Annotated in this window: 15 protein-coding genes and 1 pseudogene; 4 read left to right on the plus strand and 12 right to left on the minus strand. The window is 62.4% G+C overall.

From position 1 onward, the window contains the following. Positions 1-15: 15 nt before the first annotated feature. The 4 genes from BSZ40_RS10500 to BSZ40_RS10515 are packed head-to-tail and all read right to left on the minus strand — an operon-like array spanning position 16 to position 5,103. Positions 16-885 carry a carbohydrate ABC transporter permease gene (locus tag BSZ40_RS10500; protein WP_084542807.1) on the minus strand — a complete coding sequence of 290 codons (870 nt, stop codon included), beginning with the start codon at positions 883-885 and terminating at the stop codon, positions 16-18. Beyond that, complete coding sequence (locus tag BSZ40_RS10505) at positions 882-1,796, minus strand: carbohydrate ABC transporter permease (protein ID WP_073826172.1); 915 nt, start codon at positions 1,794-1,796, stop codon at positions 882-884. The genes BSZ40_RS10500 and BSZ40_RS10505 overlap by 4 nt, the downstream gene beginning before the upstream one ends. Further along, positions 1,793-3,061: an ABC transporter substrate-binding protein gene (locus tag BSZ40_RS10510; protein ID WP_073826174.1), complete on the minus strand. Its 1,269-nt coding sequence runs from the start codon at positions 3,059-3,061 to the stop codon at positions 1,793-1,795. Before BSZ40_RS10510 ends, BSZ40_RS10505 begins: the two co-directional genes overlap by 4 nt. Positions 3,062-3,111: 50 nt before the next feature. Further along, entirely contained in the window at positions 3,112-5,103 is a 1,992-nt protein-coding gene (locus BSZ40_RS10515) for a glycoside hydrolase family 31 protein (protein WP_073826177.1), read from the minus strand. A gap of 328 nt (positions 5,104-5,431) precedes the next feature. On the opposite strand from BSZ40_RS10515, the gene BSZ40_RS10520 reads away from it, so the two are divergent. Further along, complete coding sequence (locus BSZ40_RS10520; protein ID WP_073826179.1) at positions 5,432-6,451, plus strand: LacI family DNA-binding transcriptional regulator; 1,020 nt, start codon at positions 5,432-5,434, stop codon at positions 6,449-6,451. Between the two features lie 32 nt (positions 6,452-6,483). Here the strand turns inward: BSZ40_RS10520 and BSZ40_RS10525 are convergent, their stop codons facing one another. Further along, a complete protein-coding gene (locus BSZ40_RS10525; protein WP_073826181.1) occupies positions 6,484-7,707 on the minus strand; it encodes a hypothetical protein in 1,224 nt (407 codons plus the stop codon). A 263-nt stretch (positions 7,708-7,970) separates the two neighbouring features. Here BSZ40_RS10525 and BSZ40_RS10530 point away from each other — a divergent pair, with 263 nt between their 5' ends. Together BSZ40_RS10530 and BSZ40_RS10535 are read left to right on the plus strand one after the other, a co-directional pair. Further along, positions 7,971-9,038 carry an AAA family ATPase gene (locus BSZ40_RS10530; RefSeq protein ID WP_073826184.1) on the plus strand — a complete coding sequence of 356 codons (1,068 nt, stop codon included), beginning with the start codon at positions 7,971-7,973 and terminating at the stop codon, positions 9,036-9,038. Beyond that, positions 9,035-10,864, plus strand: a complete 1,830-nt coding sequence (locus tag BSZ40_RS10535; protein ID WP_073826187.1) for a vWA domain-containing protein — start codon at positions 9,035-9,037, stop codon at positions 10,862-10,864. Before BSZ40_RS10530 ends, BSZ40_RS10535 begins: the two co-directional genes overlap by 4 nt. 29 nt (positions 10,865-10,893) lie before the next feature. Here BSZ40_RS10535 and BSZ40_RS10540 read toward each other — a convergent pair whose 3' ends face one another. From BSZ40_RS10540 to BSZ40_RS10565, 7 genes are all read right to left on the minus strand, one after another. Continuing rightward, the gene (locus BSZ40_RS10540; RefSeq protein WP_073826188.1) at positions 10,894-11,325 is read right to left on the minus strand and encodes a hypothetical protein; all 432 of its coding nucleotides are present in this window, start codon (positions 11,323-11,325) and stop codon (positions 10,894-10,896) included. 384 nt (positions 11,326-11,709) lie between these two features. After that, a complete protein-coding gene (locus tag BSZ40_RS11715; RefSeq protein WP_143180955.1) occupies positions 11,710-12,987 on the minus strand; it encodes a hypothetical protein in 1,278 nt (425 codons plus the stop codon). A gap of 37 nt (positions 12,988-13,024) precedes the next feature. Next, positions 13,025-13,303 carry a hypothetical protein gene (locus BSZ40_RS11720; RefSeq protein ID WP_143180956.1) on the minus strand — a complete coding sequence of 93 codons (279 nt, stop codon included), beginning with the start codon at positions 13,301-13,303 and terminating at the stop codon, positions 13,025-13,027. Between the two features lie 850 nt (positions 13,304-14,153). Beyond that, positions 14,154-16,481 (minus strand): FtsK/SpoIIIE domain-containing protein, encoded by a 2,328-nt coding sequence (locus BSZ40_RS10550; RefSeq protein WP_143180957.1) that lies wholly within the window; start codon positions 16,479-16,481, stop codon positions 14,154-14,156. Positions 16,482-16,928: 447 nt separating this feature from the next. After that, entirely contained in the window at positions 16,929-17,588 is a 660-nt protein-coding gene (locus BSZ40_RS10555) for a DNA-binding response regulator (protein ID WP_073826193.1), read from the minus strand. A gap of 246 nt (positions 17,589-17,834) precedes the next feature. After that, a complete protein-coding gene (locus tag BSZ40_RS11970; protein WP_073826195.1) occupies positions 17,835-20,504 on the minus strand; it encodes a sensor histidine kinase in 2,670 nt (889 codons plus the stop codon). A 31-nt stretch (positions 20,505-20,535) separates the two neighbouring features. After that, positions 20,536-22,065 (minus strand): alanine/glycine:cation symporter family protein, encoded by a 1,530-nt coding sequence (locus BSZ40_RS10565; RefSeq protein ID WP_187343215.1) that lies wholly within the window; start codon positions 22,063-22,065, stop codon positions 20,536-20,538. Positions 22,066-22,232: 167 nt separating this feature from the next. On the opposite strand from BSZ40_RS10565, the pseudogene BSZ40_RS10570 reads away from it, so the two are divergent. After that, positions 22,233-24,605: pseudogene (locus BSZ40_RS10570) on the plus strand (glycogen/starch/alpha-glucan phosphorylase); the annotation flags it as partial. Between the last annotated feature and the right edge of the window lie 147 nt (positions 24,606-24,752).

The raw sequence follows: 24,752 nt of genomic DNA on the forward strand, positions 1-24,752 counted from the left end.
TAATCTTCGGGGCGCTCACCCCTTAGTGGCCCCACCTGTGAGGCCGGCCACTATGTAGCGCTGCACGGCGATGAAGATGACGAGCACGGGGGCCGCGATCAGCGTGGCCACCGCCATCAGGTCGTTCCAGTTGGTGCCGTACTGCCCGATCAGGCGGTTCAACGCGACCGTGAGGGGCTGGATCTCCTGCTTGGTGGACAACGCTAGGGCGAAGGTGAACTCTCCCCACGCCATTAGGAAGGCAAACGACCCAATCATCACGATGCCGGGCCGGATGGTGGGCAGCACGATACGCACTATCGTGCCGAGCACCCCCAACCCGTCCAACTTGGCTGCCTCCTCGATCTCGTAGGGGAACTGCTTGAAGTAGGGGCGCAGCAAGATCACGGCGAAGGGCAGCGTCACCGACACGTCAGCCAAGATGATCGACAGGTGGGTGTTGATCAGGTCCAACTGCCGAAACAGCACGAACATGGGGATCGAGATGGCGATGGCGGGCAGCAGCTGCACCACGGTCAGCAGCACCAGCATGCTGGTGGACACCACATCGCGGAAGCGGGCAACCGCGTAAGCGCTCGGCACCGCCACCACGAGCGTCACCAGCAACGTGCCGCCCGCGATGAGGACGGAGTTGCCGAGGGCCAGCAAGATCCCGTATTCCGGTGAAAATGCCGCCTCGAAGGACGCCAACGTGGGGGCGTGCGGCACCAGTTGCGGCGGGGAGGCGAACGACGCTCCCCTATCCTTCAAAGCGGTAGTCACCATCCAGTAGACGGGAAACAGGTAGATGGCCGCGATAGCCCAGCCGACAGCGGACTTGCGGCGGGCCAGCGCTCGGCGGCGGCGCTCCGCGGGAGCCAGGGCAAGAGCAGGCGGGTGACTCATTGGTCCTCCTGACGCAGGCTGCGGACGTAGAACCAGGACAGGGCCAGCGGCAGCAGCAGGGTCAAGCTGGAGGTGGCCGCGCCGTATCCAAATTCGAACGTGGTGAAGGTTTGGTTGTAGGTGTAGACCGGCAGGGTGGTGGTGGCGTCAACTGGTCCCCCCTTGGTCATGACGAAGATGAGATCGAAGACCTTGTAGGTGTTGATGACGCCGAGCAGGAGGACGGAGACGATGACGGGCAACATGAGCGGCGAGGTGATGGAGGTAAAGCAGCGCCACTTGCCCGCGCCATCTACCTGCGCGGCTTCATACAGGGTGTCGTCGATGGTGTGTAGCCCCGCTAGCAGCAGCAGCATGTTGAACGGAATGCCGACCCACAGGTTGGCCACCACTACGGCCACCATGGCTGAGACGGGCCCGGTCAGCCACTGCACGGGCTTGTCCACCAGCCCCAGTCCGGTCAGGGCGTAGTTGATCACCCCGTAGTCGGCGTCGAACATCCACCGAAAGATGGTGCCGGTAACCACCGGCGGCAGGATCCACCCCACCAGCAACAGGGCCCGAATAACGCCGTTACCAGGAAAGGGACGGCGGAAGAACAGCGCGAGGGCGTAGCCGATGGCGAACTGGAACACGAGGCAGGCCACGGTGAAGATTGCTGACAATAACAGGGCCTTCCAAAAGCCTCCGTCTTTGGTAACGGCCGCGTAGTTGTCAAAACCTTGGGGCGAGAAATCACCAGTGATGAGGTTGGCCCCGTTGGCGTCCGAGACGCTGATCCACAGGTTATAGACCAGCGGGGCGACGAGGAAGACGAGGATGTAGAGCAGGGCCGGGGCCGCCAGGGCGAGGCCCAGGCGGCGGGTGTGGCGCATACCCGCCGCCCGAGCCTGAGTCCGCTGGTGGCTCATTTTTCTGCAGTCAGCAGCCCGGAAAGGGTCTGTTCGGCCTTCTTGGCCGCCTCTTTCGGGTCTACCGCGCCCGTGAGGGCTTCTTGAATCGAGAGCTGCACGGCTTCGGAGACTTTGGCGTAGTCCTTGCCGTAAGCGCGGGCCTTGGCGTGCTCCATCTGTGCCTCGTAGACCTGCAGGTTGGGGTCGGCGCTGAGCTTGAGCTTGCCCTTCAGATCGGGGCGGGCGGAGAGCTGACCGGAGGCGTCGCAGTAGATCTTGGCGCCTTCCGGACCGGTGAGGAACTCGGCGAGCAGGCGGGCAGCTTCCGGCTGCTTGGCCTCCTGCATGACGACGACGTTCTCCCCACCGAGGCCAGTGGCCTTGGCCTTCCCGGCAGGCAGCGGGGCGACCGCCCACTCGAAGGGTACATCGGCGAGGTTTTGCAGCTCCCACGGTCCGTTGATCATCATGGCGGCTTTCCCGGCCGTGAACTGGGTGCGGGCATCCTCCTGCGAGTAGTTAGTAACGGCAGCGGAGACCACGCCGTCGTCCACCAGGCCCTTGAGGAAGGTCAACGCCTCGCCCCCGGAGGTGCCGTAGTTGTCCAGGTCTCCCCCGGTCTGCCAAACGAACGGCAGCACCTGGAAGGTGCCCTGCTCGTTCTTGATGGCCGAGATGGCCAGGCCCGAGACCCCGTCTTTGCTCAGGGCCTTGCCGGTGGAGGCCAGTTCTTCCCAGGTGGTGGGCACGGACAGCCCTGCTTGGTCCAGCAGTGTCTTGTTGTAGTAGAGGGCCAGGTTGTTGGAGTTCAGCGGCAGACCGTAGGTTTTGCCGTCCATCTGGGTGGAGGACCACGGTCCTGGGTAGAACTCGTTGCTGCGCCCCCCGACCGACTCGGTCAGGTCGGCCAGCAACCCCAGGGAGGCGAAGTTTTGGTTGTCGACCACGTCGACTACGGCCAGGTCCGGCACGTCTCCCCCGACCCCGCCCTTGACGATGGTGGGGCTGAGGTCCGGGTAGGCGAAAGAGGTGCGATTGACCTTGATGCCCGGGTTCAACTCCTCGAACTTGGCGATCGCTTCGGTCATGGCGGTGTTGGAGACGCCTTGGCCGAGGTAGTCCCACATTTCGATGGTGACCTGCTCGCCGTCGGCGGCCGGGGCGGCAGTCCCGCCGCTGGTGGGGGCGTCGGAAGTGGTGCTGCCCGCGCAGGCGGCCAGCGGGAGGGCGAGGGCGGCGGTGAGGGCAAGTAGCGACCGCCGCGCGAAAGACGCAGTGCGCATGGTGTGTGCTCCTTGGTTTTACTGGGGAAAGTTGGATGGTGGGGGCGGCGTCACCAGGTCAGGGGCGAGCCTTCCCGAATTAACACGGGGATGCGTTCCAGCGGGGCTGGCACGCGGACGGTGGCGCCACCGTCGTACATCTGCCCGGTGGCGGGGTCGCGCCAGCGCGCCCCCGCAGGTAGGTAGACGTCGAGCTCGGTGATGCCGGGCGCGAGCACGGGGCAAACCAAAAGGTCAGCCCCGAGGAGGAACTGTTGGGGGTGTTCCCAGGCCGCCGGATCGGCGGGGAATTCCAGAAAGAGGGCACGCATCGGCGGAATGCCGGTGCGGGCGGCCTCCGCCATGACCTGGTGCAGGTACGGGCGGAGTTTTTCGCGCAAATGCAGGTAGGTGGCGGCGATGTCGTAGGCCACCGGCCCATAGGACCACACCTCGTTGGCCCCGCCGGGGGCCACCCCGCCGACCTGTTCGCGCGGTTCGCGGTGTCCGTGCAGGCGGAACAACGGGCAAAAGGCGCCGAATTGAAACCAGCGAATGAAGAGCTCTTGGTAGGCGGGGTCGGTGGGGTCGCCGCCGTGGAAGCCGCCGATGTCGCTAGTCCACCAGGCAATACCCGCGATAGCGATCGACTGCCCGGCGGTGACCTGGGCGGATAGGGCCTGCCAGGTGGGGGCGATGTCGCCCGACCAGACGGCGGCACCGTAGCGGGCCTGGCCCGCCCAGGCTGAGCGACACAGCAGCACCGTGCTGGGGGTGCCCGCCGCCGCCAGTCCCGCCGCAAAAAAGCGCGCGTTGTCGCGGGGGAAGGTGTTGGCCACCTGCCAACCGGTGCCGGTGAAGAAGCGCAGGTTACCGGGATGGCCAGGATTGAGCTCGGGCTCGCAGGCATCGAGCCAGAACACCCGCACCCCCAGGTCGTGGTAGCCCTGCTTGATCTTGTCCCAGATGTAGGCCTGCGTGCGCGGGTTGGTGGGATCGTAGAACGCTACCGGCAGGGCGGTGGGCATGCCTTTGTCTTTAAAGGTCTGGTGGAACTCAACGCCCTGGTGGGTGCCGACCAGCAGCCCGGCATCACGCATCTGCAGGTAGTTGGCGGACAAGGGGGAGACGGTCGGCCAGACACTGACCATGAGCTGCACTCCCAGCTCGTCCAGTTCGGCGAGCATGGCGCGCGGATCGGGGTACTCCGCTGGGTCGAACTGGTAGTCCCCCATGGCGGGCCAATGGAGAAAATCGGAGACAATAACCGCCAGCGGCAGGCCTCGGCGGCGGTATTCGCGCGCCACCTCCAATAGTTCCGCCTGGCTGGTGTAGCGCAGCCGGGACTGCCAGAAGCCGCTGGCCCACGCGGGCAGCTCCGGAGGGCGACCAACGGCGGCGGCGTAGGCGGCCAGAATGTCTTTGGGCTCATCGCCGACGGTCAGCCAGTAGTCGATAACGTCAGTGCCGTGGCCGACCCACCGGGTGCGGGTGGCCCCGAATTCGACGCGTCCGACGGCCGGGTTATTCCAGAGCAGCCCGTAGCCGCGGCTAGACAGCACGAAGGGGATGGAGACCTCGCCGTTGCGCTGCACGAGGTCCAACACGGCACCCTTGTGGTCCAGCAGGCCGTGGCTGTATTGGCCGAGGCCGAATAGCCGCTCGTCGGGGTAGGCGGCGAAGGTCTGGTGCACCTCGCTGCCCTCGCCTGCGGGATAGACGCCGTGGGGCCCCGGCCACCAGAAGTGTTCGGGTTCTTCCCGTAGCACCTCTTGCCCTCGGTGGGCGAAACTGAGGAGCAGGTAGCCGTTGCCCGCGCCCGGCGTCCACGCGGCGTGCACCGTCAAGTGCCCTACCTGCAGCGTGGCGGTGGTCTCAGCCAGGGTGAGTGAGACGTCGGCAGATGGCTGGGGCCGAGCCAGCAAGGCACCGTGGTCAGGGCGGGGGGCGGCATCGGGCACAACACGCACCCGCACCGCCTGCTGTCCCCACGCCTCAACGCTCAGCACCGCGTGGCGATCGTGGACTTGAAATCCTGTCCCATCCTGGATGGCAGTGAACATTGCTCCCCGGGCTCCCCCGCTTACGCATACGTATGCGCAACCGGAAAAATAAAGAAGGGTCATCGCCGACCCTTCGACAACATTGTGACGTGGACCATACGTTAAGGGACTGTGGGAGCAACGTCAACAAGTTGGACGCCACTGCGGGGCTAAGGGCCGCAGCGGGTGGCCGCGGCGGGCGCAGGAACGACTGGCCCCGCGGTGACGCGCCCTAACTGGCCATCCCTGGGCCACAGGCGACAAATAGCACCACTTAAGGCCCCTCCGTAGCCTTTTAGGGCGGCGCCTGCCCCCCAATCCCTGACCGCGCATGGCATCCTGGAGGGCGATGAGCAGCCGCAAGCCGACCAGCCGCGACGTGGCCACCGCCGCCGGGGTATCACAGACCACGGTGTCGTACGTCATGTCAGGCCGCCGCGCCGTCTCCCCCGCCACCCAGGAAAAGGTGCTGGCCGCCATGCAGCACCTCGGATACCGCCCCCACCGCGGTGCCCGCGCCCTGAAATCACAACGAACCCACATCCTCGGTGTCGTAGTGCCCTACCGGCTGGGGGCCGACGCCGCCGCCCAACACCACTTCCTGGTCTGCCTGGCCACGGCCGCCCGCCGCCACGACTACGACCTTCTCCTGCTGACCACCGACGAAGGCCGTGCCGGCCTACGCCGAGTAATCGACTCAGCCCTCTGCGACGGCCTGTTGATCATGGAGGTACTCACCGGCGATCCGCGGGTAGAGACCGTGCGCGCCAGCCACACCCCGGCCGTTTTCATCGGCCTGCCCGCGGCCAGTGCCCCCGGCGCCGACTCGCCCGTCACCGCCGTCGATGCCGACTACGTGGCCGCCGGACGACAAGCGGTGGACACCCTGACCCGGGCCGGACACGACCACCTCACTCTGGTGCTGCCCGATCACCCCAGCCTGGCCCACCTCAACTTCCTCGACCGCTTCGCGGCGGGCGCGACCGAGGCGGCCCGGCAACAGGGAGTCGAGCTGCGCGAGGTGCGCTGCGGCGCCGACCTGGCGGCCACCCACGCCCACCTGGCCGAACTGGCCCCGGCCGCCGGGGCCGCCTTCATCCTCGGTCCGCTGGTGGGCGCCGACAACTGGTGCAACGCGCTGGACGCCGCGGGCCTGCCCCCTGGCCAGGCCACCTCGCTGATCGCCGCCGCCTGGGACCCGCCGCATAGCCACACACTGACCCGGCCGACCCACTTCGACATGCGTACCGCGGAGCTGGCGGAGCGAGCCGTGGAGCTGCTGGTCGCCCAACTGAGCCCCGCCCGCCCCGCCCCCGCCTGCGAGCTGCTCGCGCCTCGCCTGGTGGCGGGCAACAGCGTGCGGGGCTGACCCGCAGGCAGGTCAGCCCCGCAACGCCCGGGCTAACGCAACAGGCCCAAGAGAATAGCGTTGGTGGGGTAGGCGGCACAGAGCTCCTCCACCTGCACCCGGAAGCCACGGGCCTCGTCCTCGGAGGCGAAGGTCGGGCGCAGCAAGGCAAACAGTCCGTCCCGCTCCGCGGCGGTGAACTTCGAGAACGTCTCGCACCCGACCTGGCCGACATTGCTCTGCGTCACCTCAGCCGCGGACTGCGGCCACAGCGAGTAGGACAGGGACAGGTGCACCGCCAACGACACGTCGTCGCCCGGCTGCCCCAACACGTGGCAGTAGCCCTTGATCGCGTCCGCGATACTCTGCGGGGTGTAGTCCAGCTGAGAGGCCAGCTTCGGGGCAGCATCCCACAAAACCGTACCCGTCTCGTCCGCCAGCACCTGCTGGCAAGTCAGGCCCGCCCGCCAGTTGGCAGGCACCGGATACTTGAAGTAGGGCTCCAGCTGCGGGAAACGTTGCATAATCTGCGTCCCCGGGTCGACGCCCGGCTCCTTCGGGGTGAGCAGGCCGATGAGGATGCCGTTGGTGGGGAAGACCGAGCACATGTCCTCCGCGTGGCTGCGATACTCGGCGAACTCCGCCTCCGAACCGTAGGCGGGCCGCAGCATGGCAAACAGTCCGTCCTTCTCGGCAGCGGGCAAATCGATGAAGCTCCGGCACCCGACCTGGGCGACGTTGTCGGGCGTGATCGGCACCTGCCCGTGCGGATCCAGCGCATAGCCGTTGGCCAGGAACAAGGCCAGAGAGACGTCGTCACTCCCCTGCCCGACCGTCGCGCAATAACCCCGGACCTGTTCGAACACGTCGTCACCGTTCAGACCCGTTTCCTTCACGATACGGCCCGTGTGCTCGCGCAACAGCTTGCCCGTCGGATCCGACAGCGCCTGCCCGCACGTTAGCCCCGCTCGCCAATCAGCCGCCAACGGCACCTCGAAGTACTGCGTCAGGTTCGGGAAATGCTCCTCCACTCCCGGCACCGACTCCACCTCTGCCAGCAAGGGAGCATCCCCCTCGTGGTCCTGCTTGGCGTCCGGCACCGAGACCTCCTCCGCCAGCAAGGGGGCATCCCCGCCGCTGGCTTCCTGCCCGGACACGCCCGTCGCCGAGTCGGTCGTCGGCGTCTGCCCGGCGGGGGCAAAACCCATCTTCTCATCACAGGCCGAGAGCGTGAGCGCGAGCCCCGCCGCCGCGGCCCAGGCAACTAGTTTGCGCATGATGCACCTTCCTCTCCTTGTCCCATTCGGTAAATGGGATCGGCTACCGCGCCCCGGCCCGCCCGAGACACGTCCACCGACACTTCCAGTGTGACCTACATCGCTCTTAACCGCGTCCACCTTTCGGCCATAAGCGCGGAGAGCCACCTCCGCCCGCCGCCTGACCCGCCTACCCCCACGGTCGCTGTCGCAAGTCGGCGACATCCGCCCGCAAGCGCACCGCTACCGCTAAGGTTGCCGCCACACACCATAGAAAGGACCCCATGCAGGCAGTCTCGTCCCTCACGCCCCGCGAGCTAACCGACTTTCTCCTCAACGTCGCCACCGCCCGGCCCGTGTTCATTTGGGGGCCGCCGGGAATCGGCAAGTCCGCACTCGTCGAGCAGTTCGCCACCAGCGTGGGGTTGGAGTGCGTGTCCCTGCTCGGCAGCCAGCTGGCCCCGGAGGACCTCATGGGGGTGCCGCAGATCAAGGACGGAGTCACCCGCTTCTTCCCGCCCGCCCTCATCGCCCGCGACGAGCCCTACTGCCTCTTCCTCGATGAGCTCAACGCCTGCAGCCAGGACGTCCAAAAGGCGTTCTACAGCCTCATCAACGACCGGCGGGTGGGCGAATACGAGCTGCCGGCGGGCAGCGTCGTCATCGGGGCAGGCAACCGGGCGCATGACTCGGCGATCGTCAAGCAGATGTCGTCGGCCCTCCTGAACCGGATGGTGCACGTGCACCTGCGCGTCTCGACCAGCCAATGGTTGCAGTGGGCCAGCGCCACCGGATTGCATCCCCTCGTGATCGAGTACGTCACCCAGCGTCCCGACCACCTATGGAGCAAACCACCCCGGCACGAGGAACCGTTCTCCACTCCCCGGGCCTGGCACATGGTCAGCGACGCCCTGCAGTCGTTCGGCGCCACCACGCCGCCCGCGATGGTGGAGGCCGTGGCCTCCGGCTGCCTCACCCCGCAGCACGCCGCCCAATTCAAGGCCTTCGCCAAGCTCGTCGACGACCGCCATCTGCTGGACCGCATCATCAAGGGCGAGGCCCGCTGGCCGCACGCCCTGGAAGACCGTGACGTGTTGTATTTCCTGGCCCAGGCGTTCCGGGCCCGGCTCATCAAAACCCTCCCCGCGGAAAAGAAACTGGCGGTCGGCGAGACGCAAGCCTTTATCCATACCGCCAAGGCCATGCTGAAGGACCTGGCGCAGATCAGCGTGGAAATGGCGCAAGTGGTGGTAAACGAGGAGACGGACTCGCAGCTGCCCGCCTGGTTCCTGATCGAGGTGGTGCGCGACCTGCCGCGGCTGCTGTCGCGGGAGAAAGACAAGCAGGCGTGAGCAGAACGGGACGCGGCCGGTCAGGCAACAAGGTCTCCCCCGCGACCGCCGCGTTCGAGGCCGGGGTGGAGGGCCTACGACGCCACCCCATTTTCCGGCGCTTGGAGCGCGAGGCCGGGTGGGTACGCCGAGAGAGTGCGTATACCCCGCCCCAGGGCTGGGTCCGGGTGCTGAAAGACTTCGAGTATTTCTACGTGCATCCCACCCGGCGGGAGGAGGCGACACACTGGACCTACCTGCTGGCGCGCGCCCTGCTGTCGCAGTGCCTGGACCTGTGGGAGAAAGACCGGGGCGAGTGGAGCGCGTGGAGCTCCGCGGTGGACGTCACCACCGCGCAGATGGCCCAAGGCCTGCGGGTGGGCACGCCCCCACCGAGCATGACGCTGCCCGATAGCTTGCCGCAGTGGGACACCGACCGCTGGTATCGGGAGTTCGTGGAGCACGGGGTGCCCGAGTGGGCCTACGCCCTGAGCCTGGCCGGGCCCGGCGAAGACACCCTGGAGCATCCCAGCGCTTGGACCGAGCGGCACATGTGGGATACCTGGCCGGAGATTTTCGCCGCCGCGGTTGCCAGCTCGGTGCGGGAAGCCGTCGAGGCGGCGGCCGGGGCGCACGGCGGACGGGTCGCCCAGCCCGGGGTGGCCGAGCACAGCAAGCTGTCAACGTCGACGTGGCGGGCGCGCGACTGGTTCATCTCCTCCTTCCCGCTGCTCGGGTCGATGGTCGCGAGCTTCACGTTCATCGAGGACGCCGACATTTGCCGCCGCGAGCAGATCGAGGTCGCGGCCGTCGACGAGGAGCTACGCACCGTCTACCTAAACCCGATTCAGCAGCTGTCCGAAGAAAGCAAACGCTTCGTCATCGCCCACGAGGTGCTGCACGTGGCGCTGCGGCACATGCGGCGCTGCCAGGGCCGGGATCCCTATCTGTGGAACGTGGCCTGCGACTTCGTCATCAACGACTGGCTGCTGCAGATGGAGGTGGGGCAGCCGCCGCCGATCGGCATGCTGCACGATCCAGAGCTGCGGGACCTCAGCACGGAGGAGGTCTACGACCGGCTGGTCGGCGACCTGCGCCGCGCCCGCCGGCTGCGCACCCTGGCGGGCAGGCAGGGCGACATTCTGCGGCGCCGCATCGGTGGTGGGGCGGGGCCGTTTACCGACCTGGATGCCTTCTGCCGGGAGCAGCTCGGCAAGGGGCTGCTGCTCCACCAACAGCAGGGGCGCGGGCTCCTGCCCGTGGGGCTGCTGGAAGAAATCAACGCCCTATTGCAGCCGCCCATCCCGTGGGAAGTCGAGCTGGCCCACTGGTTCGATCACCATTTTCCGCCGATCGAGACGCGGCGCACATGGCTGCGCCTGTCGCGAAGACAGTCCGGCACTCCCGACATTCCACGGCCGCGCGTGATCGTGGACCCGGAGGTGCGGGACGGACGCACCTTCGGCGTCGTCCTGGACACCTCCGGGTCGATGGACCGCCGCAGCCTTGGGCGAGCCCTGGGGGCCATCGCCGCCTACGCCGAGGCAAAGGAAGTGGCGGCGGTGCGGCTGGTATGTTGCGACGCCGCCGCCTACGACCTGGGGTGGCTGCCCGCCAACGAGATCGCGGGCCGAGTGGAGCTGAAGGGGCGCGGCGGCACCATCCTGCAGCCCGGCATCGACCTGCTGGAGCGAGCCGCCGACTTCCCGAAGAACGGACCGGTGCTCATCATCACCGACGGCCTGTGCGACCAAGTCCAGGTGCGCCGCGACCACGCCTTTCTCCTGCCGCCCGGGGCCCGGCTGCCGTTCCCGCCGCGCGGCGAAGTATTCGAGATGCGCGACTAGGCAGGGGCCGGGCCGCCGGGCGGCCGCACTTAGAGGAAAAAGCCAGAGATGACGATGGCAACGCCCGCCCCGATGCCGAGCCACTGCAGCGGGATAAAGAACACGCTGTGGGCCCGACTTAGGGCTTTGCGAGCGTGCACCAGCTCAGCCTGGTAGGCCTCGTCGAGGCTGCCAGCTAGCTGGGCCGAGCCGTGCCCGGTAACCGTGCCGCCAGCGGCGTCGACCCCCAGTTGGGCCGCCTGCGCCACCTCGGCTCGGCGCCGCTGCGCGTACACCTCGGCCTTCGTGCGGGCGCGGTACACATTCAGGTACCAACCGAGGGCGTACGTAAAAGCGCCCGCCAGCAGCCCGCCGAGCACGCGGCCGACGGGCTGGTTCGGGTTGGTAAAAAGACTCACCAGCCCCATGCCGGCCGCAACAGTGAAGAAGCCCAACAGGCCAAGTCCGCGAAAGATGATCATGGCCGCCAGCGTAACGGCCCGCGGGGAGGGGTGGTCCGGCTTCGCTCCACCGGAATGCGAGTCTGGGTCACCGTTGCCACCTAGTAGGTGTCACAGACCGGCAGCGAGGCACCCGCCCTGCCTGGTCCTTCGCTCGCGGGTCCAACGACCAGGGACAAGTTCACCGTCAGCTAGCACATTTGCAGGGGACTGATGACCAGGCTGGCACGCATATGGTTATCCACATTCCAGCCCAACAGTAAAGACAGTGAGAAAAACACAGTAAAACACCGCCAAGTATGCCAAACATTTCGCCTAGGCGGCGTGTTAGCCCCCATCACCACAGGATACCACCCATCAGCCATACACCACCCCTACACCATCAATTGAGCAAACTTCCAATCCTCAACTGAAACCACCTAGCTTCCTTGTCCAGGATTGGTCACCAAGCTCGCTCAGAAGCTTCTCTTCCTCCTTTTCAAGCACTTTAATATTCTCTTGCATTTTCAGGCGAGAATTTCTGATGCGTCCGTTTCGCGAATCGGCTACCAAGCCACCAAAACCAAGGGACAAGAGAAACAGCGGCCCGCCAAGGAAAATGTGCCAAAGTACGTTCAGATCCAGTCTCTCAATTACAACAAGTCCCAGACTGAGTGAGAAGAAAAACCAAAACCAACTCACCTCTCCCAACTCTTTTGGAAGCTGCTCGAGTTCATGTTGCACTTCCTCCAGCCGCTGCCGCAATTGTGACAATTCTAACTTAATTTGCACTTCACGCTCATCACGAGCGGCATACTCGCGACGTTTCGTCAACAAATAGTTAGATATAGTAGCTTTCACCGACGAGGGAATCGAGTCCTGACCAAATTTATTAAGCAACTCGTCACACGCTCTAACACCACGAGCATAGGCATCAATCACCTTATAAACATCTGCGAGTATTTCTCCCAGCTGCTCCCGCCCTAAAACTTCTGCCGAGCTCAAAAGAATGAACGCCATCTCACATGCATCATAGATCCTATTTAAATCTAATAGCACCAACATCGCTCGCGCTCTAATAATGGCCTTGTCTACACCCGACGCCGACTTTACAGCGCGCTCGTAGGATCTTAAGGCTTTATCCTTTTCACCTTGACAATATAACACCACGCCACGCACGTGATGAACCTCGGTTGTGTCTTCCGATAACTCATCTAAGACAAGCGCTTCATCAGCGAAGGCCCTTGCGTTTTTCAAGTGTTGCGCCTTTTTGGCTTGCCCCTGAAGCCCGCGTTCTTCCACTGACGAAAAAAGTGCAATTTCAATCCAAGCAGAAACGACGTACGGTCCTGGAGAGTTTTCCACTGCGGCTCGCGCATATCGTGCCGCGATTTCTGCGGGACCGAATTCACTCATGAAGTAATAGCTCCAAGCGCGATCGAGCCAATCGATTTCAGTTTTTTCTGCCTGGTTGACAGCCCGAGCACGCAAGAGGGCAATATCGTAGCTTTCGCGGGCATCATCGTCTTCAAATGCTTGAAGAGCTTCACTAATGATCTCAATTTTACGCTTGGCCTTTTCACTGCCTGCTCCCGCACGCGAGGCGCGTTGCTCCCACTGAAAACGCTGAACACCAATCTTGTCACGCAACTCAGCTGTTGACAGGCTTTCATCTAGACTAAGCTCACTATAGTAGTCTATCATCGCATACTCTCCATTTAAGGATCGACAACTAAGGCTTCTACATTTGTAGACTGGACCGCATAATCTCGGCGTTTCGTCGATATTGATAGAGGCTACCGCGGATAGCATTCATAATCTCACCCATTCCAGTCTCGATGAGCTGTTTGATCAACTCTGCATCCTGTTCTGTAAACAACGTCAGCTTTGATCGCGCAGATGCCCCGAGTTCGTAGGCGCGGTCACAAGTATCTTCAACACCGGGAGATCCACTAATTCTCTTTTCTATACGCAATAGTTCCGCACTAATCTGAGCAAAGCTTAAACTCTTACCTACCATGCTGTGCCTCGTTTCTCACTTTGGTTCGGATCGGTGACTTCTATACACACTCTCAGATTCTGCGCCATGCTGCTGGCATCGGCGAAACAAGCGGCGGCCCGACGCAGATGAGAAGCTGCGAACTCCAAATCCTGATTCATGCGACTGCCTATCGGAGTACCTCCAACCAACCGGGTATTCTCTTCTTCCAGTTCCCTAACACAGTCTGACATAGTTGAAAGATAGTTCCTCGCTATAGCCAACTCCGTGACAATCTCTGCACGCAGCCGAACCAACTTTTGCGATACCACCATAGTTAAACTTGCCTACTGACTTACATATCTGATAAAGTCGCCAAGCTCTCGCTGTAGTTTATAAAGCTGACTAGCGGCTGCCTGGATCTCTTTAAGAGCTTTCTCTACCTCTCGCACTGCGCCTTCTGCTGTACGGTTTCCTCTGGAAATACTAGACAAACAGGCCAACTGCTGCCGAAGCTGTGCCGCAACCTGCAGCGTTGACTGTTCGAACTCCGCTGCCCTTTCTCTAACTCGAAAGGATGCGACAATCAAATCCTGAAAGGAAGACATCAGTAACAACTCTCTTCTAGAGCATCTCAACACGTGACAACGCTAAGCTAGCGCGACTTAAAGACTCGAAACTAGTCTTTAATACCTCGTCAACCGATGTCACGCATGCGATCATCCTTTGCGAATGGGGGTTCGAGGAATCCCCGGATAGCTGCACCTTGATTAACTCAAGTTGCTCTGCATTGGCTTTATTAAACGCCTCAAGCCTAAAAATGTAATCTCTGATCGACCGGTTAAGGGTTGAAACCTGTCGGGTCAGTTCGGTCAGATTTGACATGGCACTATCACCTCACAGAACATATCTCAGTGTACGGTATTACATATGCAGGCTCGGGCATCGACACCAAATCCCAAACCATCATTCGATTATTTTGCGGTTCCCAGTCTAGCAGAGGATCATCAAATACTCTCCGCGCAGACTGTGTGTCGAGTCCAGCAATTGCTCTAATATCGAACGCGGCACCACCTCCAAAGCCGACATGTTCCAGAAAACTCTCGTACTTAAACCACCATCCCACGAAGTGGCATCCCTTGTCAGCCCCATTCTTCGCTAGCTCGCTGAATGCTAAATTATTGCGTAGTCGATCCATGCCAGCACCGATAATGAGATGGCGAGACGACATACAATTGCGATTTTGCACATTAAGTGCAAGGGACTCCAATACACTTTCACAGAGACTGCTTGCAACTACTTCAAAATCGACGTTTTCAGGTACGACATTTTGAAGAGAGGCGAGGGCCGTGCACCATATGCCGTTTGCCTCCGCAAAATTAAGACACGTTACACGCAATGACCCGGAAGTCGACATCAAGAGAGAAGCGACAAGAGCAACAAACGTTTTCGGGGCTTGGGAGCTTCCAAATAATGCTATATTTCGGCCCACTTCGGGGCGCAACTCGGACAACTGTACCCGACCACTCACATCAACGCGTACGCCAAAATATGCATGAGGATGCTCCGAACGCCGAATTTTGTTAAGATTAAGAATTTGTTGCTTTTCTCCATCAAATACATAGGGCGGAACCACGTCTTCAGCACTCAGCCACCATCTCTTGCGCCACGGTAGAAGATACTCTTCATCTGCATACGCTATAGCACATTTTTTATTAGAAGAAATATCACCATAGTCAAGGTTTACAATTGCTTGCCGAGAACGGAGTCGGGACGCGGCGGTATTATTCATGCCTAAAGTTGCCTGAGATTCAGCCACCGAGTTTTTTAACGCAATACGAATCGGGATCTGGGCAAAAACTCCCTCACCTTCTGCCCCCATGAGTTGCGGATTCCCTCCGATGGTTTGCGATGCCAACAGAAAATGAATTCCACACGCACGAAACAGTCTCACCGCCTTTTTCAGAAGATCCCCAATCGCAGCCGCTAACCGGTCGTTCTCGGAGAACATCATTTGGAATTCATCTATAACTACAAGCAAACGCGGCATCTTCTCCGCGGGACACAGCATCCTATACTCTCTAATACTCTGCACCCCAACAGCTTTAAATAACTTCATTCGCTTCTTATATATTGCAAATAGATGCTCAAATACGCTTAAACCGAAACGACGGTCCGCTTCCATGCCAAGAATCATGGCATGGGGCAGAAAGTCTTCACGGCCTTCGGCAAAGAAGCGCTGTAATGTAACTCCTTCTTTAAAATCTAGCAACACAAATTTAAGTTCGTTGGGTGAGTACCTCTGACACAAACTGTGAATAATTACCGAAATCAGATTTGATTTGCCTTGTCCAACCGCTCCTGTTACAAGCACGTTGTGGCGCTGGTTAACCTCATCACCTATAGTAATATTAATAACGTCGTCGCCGTAAAGCCCTACACAGAAGGTCAATCCCTCACGACTTGAGCAATCCCATATTTTTGAGAACCTTTGTAAACTCGTCATCGGCACATTGTCCACTGGCTGTGTGGCGACTTGACGTCCTAGAAGATTCGCGGTCTCAATGACTTTTTCGATTTCGTCAGGCTCCCACGGCACCTCTTTGTCAAACAGTTCCGAAGACACCGTTTTTTCACCCACATTGTAAAGATCAAACAGACGAAGTAAGTATGGGTTTACATCAAGTGTCATAGCATGAATAATAAAACTGACCCCTAAGCTAGGTCCGACCTTCAGCAAGGTTGATAGTTGTCCCAACGTCTCTTCGTCTAACATGGTGACATCGGTGGCCAGAACAATAAGCTTAAATCCCTCGACAGCGCCTCCAACCTTCTTACGAAACCCAAGCAGATTATCGGCACGACCTTGGATAACGTTGTTGACTCCTTGTAAATGTAATCGTAATTCGGCCAGTGCGTATTTTAGCTCGAGGGCACTATTCAGTGACCGCAGTAGTTGCTCACCCCCCTCGTTCACTCCAACAAAGGGAGCAGCAACCCCACATAATGCTTCGTCGTAAACCCAAATTTCGAGCTCGCCGGGATGCGTGCTACTCAACGCCTGCTGAATTAACCATTGAGTGAAGCGAACAGAATTTCGATTAGTAAAAGTCTCTTCAACCCAGATATTGGCTTCACCAATTAAAGCAATGGTTTCAGGGAAAAGTGAGATCCCTTGAACTAAACTATGAGAACGCACAAAAATTCCGTTTCCCGTCAATTTCTATTGCCACGCTTTCTTCACAGTGCTTTTGCTATTGTCGCATTTGCTATCGGCGCACCTCTAGCTTTGAGCTCTTCTGACTTCGTTTCCACAATCCTCGGCTTATTCACTTCGTATATATCAGATTGACTCCGAGGATTGCATCTATTTAAAGAATGGCCTGAACATCTTTAAGAATTGCAAGAGTTGGACCGTTTGCATTGTCGGCATAGAACAGAGCAATCCCTTCGTACTCTATTTTGATTTACTTGCTCCGGATTCATTAAAGACTCCTCCATCGAACCTACTGTTGGATTACGAACATCCCATTAGCAGAATGAGGCAAATAACACACACGCCTTTCCTTTAATTGACGTTGTTTCACGTCCCCTTTCTTCGCAACAAGCGATAAACTATAGAGCACTATCGTCACCAGTTTGATATTGTGCAGGACTTCTTGTTTATTTACCTTGCATTACTAGGACTAATTAGCCCGAATCTGATTGCGGCAAGATATACGTCTACGCGATTTTCGACCTTTATATGCTTCTCCGCAAGCATGTCCCTTACCTGCTGCATATAAGCATTTACTGTATTTTTCGGCGTCTGTAATTTTTTAGCAACATGCTTGGCAGGAACTCCGAGAGAGTATTCTCTCAGAATGCTCTGATGTTTGTCGCTTAGCTGATCACATATTTCCCAATCGGCGAGCACAGCCTCTGCCCAAACTCCTGAGGCCAAAACCTCCCCTCCAGCAACTTGTTTTATGGCTTCACACACAGTGGCCAGAGACTCATTTTTATTCAAAATACCCCAAGTGCCGGCGGCTACAGCGCCGCGTACTAGTCTGAGGTCTATCCCACTGGTAAACACTATAGTTCTGGCCCCGGCTGCATGTAGCGCCACTACGTTTTCATGCGCTTCTGAACCATCTTGTAGTTGCATATCGAGGAGTACCACATCTCCCGACATAAGTACATCTAACGACAATAGTTCTTTGACACTGCTTGAACCGCCCAGCCATTCTAGCTCATTTTTCTGACACATGAACTGGACCCCACAGGAGACGATTGGATCGTCGTCAACTATGCAAACTCGTGCACACCGCGACATTTCATCAACCATCTTGCCTCCTTGCAGTACGGTGTCACCAGGATGCGCTCTCCAGCTGCCGATTTGTGAGCCTATAAGTCAAACTACAGCACGTTTCTAGAGTTTTCACAGGTTTTCTGGTGTTACTTCGGCGACATGCGAGCTACCTTCACACTTTAACGCCACACTGTTTGGCCTATTTGCTGGACTTAATCGCTTCAGACAAGGAGGTGTTAGAGGTGACAGGCGCCACGAATATAAGAATTGATATTCCTTCATTCAGTTCAATGATTGACCACAGCGCCCTGTTCGCGCGCCACGTCCCACACTTCGAGATCGTCGGCGAGCGCCAGCAGCACACTGCCCACGCTCGCCACCTCCGTCGGAGGCGCCAGGCGCACGGTGACCCGGGCCGCACCTGCCGTGCGCTGAAACATGGCCCGTTGCAACGCTTCGATCCCCCGTTCCGCCACCCGCGCCAGGTCGGCCCGCGAGACGTCGGGCACGAACAACCGCTCGGCCACCCCTGTCGGCGACGCCCCGCTCCCCCCGGTCTCCGACTCGCCGCTCCCTTTCCCCCCCCGCCGCGCGTTGCGTCCCCGCGGCGTCGACGGCGGTGCGCACCCAGTACCCCGCCTGCCCCGCGGCCCGCACCCAGCCGTCGGGAAACAGCGCCAGCACGTCCTCGACGAACTCGCCGTCGGCCCCGGAGTGATCCAGCAACACCACCTCGACCCCGGCGGCCCGCGCCGCCGTCACCGCCTCCCGCAACGCGGGCACGCGCGCCAAATGCCCGCCCGTCAGGTGGTCGCGCACCTGCGCTTCCACCGCCCGGCACTCTGCTTGCAGGTCCGCCCCCGCCTGTCCGGCCGCCAGCTGTAGCAGGAGTCGACGGCAGGCACCGGCCACGTCAGCTAATTCGCTGTCGAACACGGCGCTGCGGGCCGCCGCCAGCTGCGCGCGGGCGGCCAAATCGTCGGCGGCCTGGCAGGCCCGCCGAGTCGCCCGTCGGGTGCGTCCCACCAACACCGCCCCGACCGACACCACCACCAGCCCCGCCAGCTTGTAGGCCCCCGATACAAAGACCCAGTGGGCCCCAATGTTTCCTAACGCCGCGCTCACCCACAACCAGGCCTCCCCCAGGCCGTAGACCGCCAGCCCTGCCTGCCAGCGCCGCAGCCCCGTACCTACCAGCAGCCACGCCCCCAACAGCTCCACGGACACAAAGTGAGAGCCAGCTGGCCCACTCGCGCCCACGCTCACACCCCACACCGCCAGGCCGTAGCACCCCAAGACCACGGCCGCGCGCCCGCGCGCCGAGGCCCACACCTCCGGCACGAACACCAGCACGATGCCCACCGCCATCGCCGCCCAGGCCCCCAATGGCCGCCACGGGCGGTCGTACTCCGGCAGGTCTCCCAGCACCCGGGCCAGGGTGGCCGCCAACGTCAACGCCGTCAGCCAGGCGCGCCCCCGCGGCCCGCCCAGCCGCGCCCACCAGCCCGGTCGGCCCGCGCCCCCGGCTTGCCCAAGGTCGCGGAGCACGTCGTCGTCCCCGTCTGCGGGAGCTGGCGGCCGCCAGCTCAGGGTCACCCGCGTGCGCAGCCCCGGCGCGCTAGTCACCTCGGCACTGCCACCCGGCAGCGCTTGCACCCGCGCCAGAATCGAGCCACGCACCCCCGCCCGATCGACCCCCAGACGCTGGGGATCGAAACCCGGGCCAAAATCGGTGATCTCTACCCACACGCCCGCCTCGGTCTCGACCCGCACGCTGCCCCACTGCCCACCCGCCAGCGGACGGGCGTGCCGGGCGATATTGCGCAGCGCCTCCAGGGCCGCCTCCCGCAATGCATGCCCAACCCCAGCAGGCAGCTGCCGCTCTGCCGCAGACAGGTGGGTGAAGGTAATGCCGCCGCGCAACGCCGCGTCCAGCTCCACGCGCGCCGCCAGCTGGTCGAGCAGCTGCCGACTGGAAGTCGGACCAGCCCAGTCCTCTGCTCCCCGCTCCAGCACCGTCAGCCCGCGCCGCGCCAGCGCAGGCAGCTCCGGCAGGCTGCCCGCCAGCCCCCAGGCCCCGGCGCGCAGCACCGACACGACGTGATCGTGCACCGCGGCCTGCATGCCGCGCCGCTGCCGCACTCGCTGCGCCCACTGGGCCAGTGCCAGTCGTGCGCGCTGGGAGCGGCGGCGGGCCCGGTCGGTGACGCGCCCCTCGGTGAGGAACCACCAGGCGACGATGCCTTGGGGCAGGGCCCAGCCGTACCAGAAGAGCAGATCGACGGGCAGAGTGAGTGGCGAGGCATCGGTGAGGCGCAGGGCGAGGTAGGCGTGGGCGGCGATGCACAGGCCAAGGACGACGGTCAGCGGCCGCCAGCGGGTGGCGGCGACCAGGTAGGTGGCGGGCAGGGTGGCGCCCGCAAAGACGAACAGGTTACCCAAGTGGGCGGCGGAGGGGCGCAGGAGGTCCGTGTGCCCGGTGGCTGTCACGATCACGGCGGGCAGGAAGGCAGCGAAGTACAGCCCGATGGCCAGCCAGGCGCCTTGCTTGCCGTGGCGGACGGCTGCCCGCGCGCACCAGCGCCGAGAGCGGCGGCAACCGCAGGAGCGGTCGCGGCGGGGGCGCGCACCGCCCGCGAGGCAAGCGAAGAGGAGGGCGAGCGGGGCGGCGAGGTAGCAGGCCAGCATGGGCCACGCCAAGGGTGGGGGCAGGGCGCGGATGGAGGCGGCCCAACCGGGCAACACGAGCAGCAGGTAGAGCAGACCGAGGCCACCACAAGCCAGCAGGGCTATTGCCTGGTAGGTGGCGGCAGGCCCGTCGACCCGCACTATGCGGGCGAAGAGGCTCTCGGCGGGCGCCCCGGGTGAGTGTTTTTCTGCGCTGCTGGGGCCCGCCTGGGCCGTGAGACGCGGAGGCGGGCGCCTGGAGGGAGCGGTGTGGGGCGCGACCACCCTCTCACCCTAGTGGCCGGGCCGCTCCCGCCTAGCGCCAGTAGTCGGTTGTTTCGGTCACGCCGTTGTCGGCGGCGACATAGACCGGGTTGCGGCCGCGCCGCCGCTGGCCCCGGTAGTCCTGGAGGGCGCGCAGGGCGTGACGACCGAGCACGAGGATGGAGGGCATGTTGATGAGCACGAGCACGCCCATGATGATGTCGGCGGCGTTCCAGACCACCGAGAACTGGGCGTTGGCCCCCAAATAGACCACGATGATGCACAGCAGCCGGAAGACATTGCGGGCCGGTTCGGAGGGCTCCCTGCGGAGCACGATGCGGAGATTGGCTTCAGCGTAGAAGTAGTTGCCGAGCAGGGTGGTGAAGCCGAAGACGAGGAGGGCGGCGGTGACCAGGTGCGGGCCGAGCGCACCGAAGACGGATTGCCACACGGCCTGCACGTAGGGCGCACCCTTGAGCACGGTGCCGTCGGCACCTAGGCCGCCGACGCCGGAGCACAGCAGTGCGAGGGCGGTGGCGGTGCAGATGACCATCGTGTCTATCCACACCGACAGCATCTGCACCAGCCCCTGTTTGGCGGGGTGAGAGACGGAGGCGGTGGCAGCGGCGTTGGGGGCGGAGCCCACCCCCGCTTCGTTGGAGTACAGGCCACGCTTGATGCCGAGCATGATGGCCGAGCCGGCGAAGCCACCCCCGAACGCGGACAGGTCAAAAGCCTGCCGGAAGATGGCGATCAAGACATCGAGCACCGAGGTGATGTTGGCCCCGATGACGATGAAACACAGCAGCAGGTAGCTGATGGCCATGAAGGGCACGAGAACGGCCGTGACGTTGGCCAGCCACTTCACCCCGCCGTAGACGGCGAGGCCGAGGGCAGCCGCGAGCAGGAAACCGGCGAGCACGGAAGGCTGGAAGGGCAACGGGGAGTCGGGGCCGAAAAGTTTGGTGGTGGAGATGGATTCGAACATGGTGTAGGAGGCCACCAGGTTGAAACCACCCACGTAGGTCAGGATCAGGCACACGGCGAAGAGGTAGCCGAGCCAGGGTTTACGCAGGGCGGTGGCGATGTAATAGGCCGGGCCGCCGTAGCTGGTACCGTCCTGCGCCCGCCGCTTGTAGATCTGCGCCAGAGTCGACTCGACGAAGGCACTGGCGGCCCCCAGCAGCGCGATGACCCACATCCAAAACACGGCACCAGCCCCGCCCAGGGCGATCGCGGTGGACACCCCGGCGATGTTGCCGATGCCGACGCGGGAGGCGGTGGAGACCATGAGGGCCTTAAACGATGAGACGGCGCCCTGTTCGGCTGGGGCCTCGCGCACCAGCCGCACGGCCTCCGGCAGCATGACCAGGGGCAGCGCGCGCGTGCGCAGGAAGAAGTACAGCCCTCCCCCGATGAGGATCACGATCAGCACGTAGGTGTACAGATAGTTAGCGATCTGTTCCAGCACCGTGTTCAAGATGTCTTGCAAGTCGGGTGACCCTTCGCCGTAGGGAGGCTGCGTCGCCGCTCCCGCGCGGGAAGCAACGCCACGCAACTGACCCGCCCGAGAGTAACTCATTACCTTTCCGTTGACCACAGTTGACCAGCGCTGCCGTCACCTCGGTCGGAAAACCGATGTGCCGCAGGCCTCGCCTGCGGACGCCGTTCACCGTCCGCTACCACCTATCATGTAAACAAACGGAGCGAGTTTCAGGTTCCGTTACATAGCGTTTCAGATCCAAGGAAAGGCGCATGACACAAGAACTGACTGAGGCGTTCGCCACCCAGGTTCGGGCCGGAGCGGGCCGTCCCGTGGTTGGCGCGACCCCGATGGAGCTTTGGCAGGGCCTGTCCTCCGCCGTCGTCAGCAAGATTGCGGACGCCTGGCACGCGACCGACGCCAAATACAAGGCCGGCCGGATGGAGCACTACTTCTCGGCCGAATTCCTCATGGGCCGGGCGCTGCTCAACAACCTGTCCAACCTCGGCATGGTGGAGGATGCGCGGGCCGCGCTGGCGGCCTACGGGCAAAACCTTTCCGAGGTCCTGGAACAGGAACCCGACGCGGCTCTCGGCAACGGGGGGCTGGGGCGCCTGGCGGCCTGCTTCCTCGACTCCTGCGCTACCCTCGACCTGCCGGTCCAGGGTTACGGCATCCTCTACCGCTACGGCCTGTTCAAGCAGCTCTTCGACAACGGCTTCCAGACCGAGCACCCCGACCCGTGGATGGAAGAAGGCTACCCCTTCGTCATCCGCCGCGAAGAAGAGCAGCGGATCGTCTCCTACGCCGACCTGACCGTGCGGGCCATCCCCTACGACATGCCCATCACCGGCTACGGGACCGCGAACGTCAACACTTTGCGGCTGTGGAAGGCCGAGCCCATGGAGGAGTTCGACTACGACGCCTTCAACTCCCAGCGCTTCACGGACGCCATCGTCGACCGCGAGCGCACCATGGACATCTCCCGCGTGCTTTACCCCAACGACACCACCTTCGAAGGCAAGGTGCTGCGCGTGCGGCAGCAGTACTTCTTCTGCTCGGCCTCCCTGCAGGAGATCGTCGCCAACTACGTCTCCCAGCACGGCAGCGACCTGACCGGCTTCGCCAAGTACAACGCCATCCAGCTCAACGACACCCACCCGGTGCTCGCTATCCCCGAACTGCTACGCCTCCTGATGGACGAGCACGGTCTCGGCTGGGAGGCGGCCTGGCAGGTGGTCACCGAGACCTTCGCCTACACCAACCACACGGTGCTGGCCGAGGCCCTGGAGACGTGGGAGATGACGATCTTCGATCGGCTCTTCCCGCGCATTGCCGAGATCGTGCGCGAGATCGACCGACGTTTCCGCCTGGACATGGCCGAGCGCGGCATGGACGGCGGGCTGATCGACTACCTTGCCCCCGTCAGCGGTAACACGGTGCGCATGGCGTGGATCGCCTGCTACGCCGCGTACTCCATCAATGGGGTGGCGGCCCTGCACACCGAGATCATCAAGCGGGAGACCCTCGGCCCGTGGCACGACCTGTGGCCCGAAAAGTTCAACAACAAGACCAACGGGGTCACGCCGCGCCGCTGGCTCAAGCAGTGCAACCCGCGGTTGGCACAGCTCCTGGACGACGTCACCGGCTCGGACGAGTGGGTGCGGGACCTGACGGTGCTGGCCAACTACACCGACCGCGTCGACGAGTCGGTCTATGCTCGCCTGCACGAGATCAAGCAGGCCAACAAGGCCGACTTCGCGGCGTGGGTGGAGCAGCGCGAGGGGGTAAAGATCGACCCCGCGGCCATCTTTGATGTGCAGATCAAGCGCCTGCACGAGTACAAGCGGCAGCTGCTCAACGCCCTATACGTGCTGGACCTGTACTTCCGCCTGAAGGACTTCCCGGGACTGCAGGTGCCGAAGCGGGTCTTCATCTTCGGAGCCAAGGCGGCGCCGGGCTACGTGCGCGCCAAGGCCATCATCAAGTTGATCAACGCGATCGCGGACCTGGTCAACAATGATCCGGAGGTCAACGAGACCATCAAGGTGGTCTTTATCCACAACTACAACGTCTCCCCCGCCGAGCACATCATTCCGGCCGCCGACGTCTCCGAGCAGATCTCGACGGCCGGCAAGGAGGCGTCGGGCACCTCGAACATGAAGTTCATGATGAACGGGGCCTTGACGCTCGGCACCTTGGACGGGGCCAACGTGGAGATTTTGGAAGCGGTGGGGCCGGACAACGCCTACATCTTCGGGGCCACCGAGGAGGAGTTGCCGGAGCTCAAGCGCAACTACGACCCGCGTTGGCACTACGAGAACGTGCCGGGGCTGCGGCGAGTGCTGGACGCGCTGACCGACGGGACGCTGTCTGACGACGGCTCGGGCTGGTTCCACGACTTGCGGTGGAGCCTGTTGGAGCAGGGCTACGAGCCCGCCGACGTCTACTACGTGCTGGGGGACTTCGCGGCCTATCGGGAGACCAAGGACCGCATGGCCCTGGACCACGCCGACACGCAGGCCTGGGCGCGCAAGGCCTGGGTCAACATCACCCGGTCCGGTCGTTTCTCCTCCGACCGCACGATCAGCGACTACGCCCGCGAGGTGTGGAAGCTGGAGCGCACCCGCATCAATTAGCGGACGCGCGGCCAGTGGGGCGGGAGTTTTGAACTGCTCCCCGGAAGTTGGACCTGGTAATCGGGTTCCTTCTTCCGGGGAGTATTTCTGTGTTGTCATCGAGTAAGGCCAGCCAGGTCCAGCGTGAGCGGTTGGTTGAGTTGTTCG

Origin of the sequence: Buchananella hordeovulneris (genome assembly GCF_001907235.1) — a bacterium.
Classification (GTDB): domain Bacteria; phylum Actinomycetota; class Actinomycetes; order Actinomycetales; family Actinomycetaceae; genus Buchananella; species Buchananella hordeovulneris.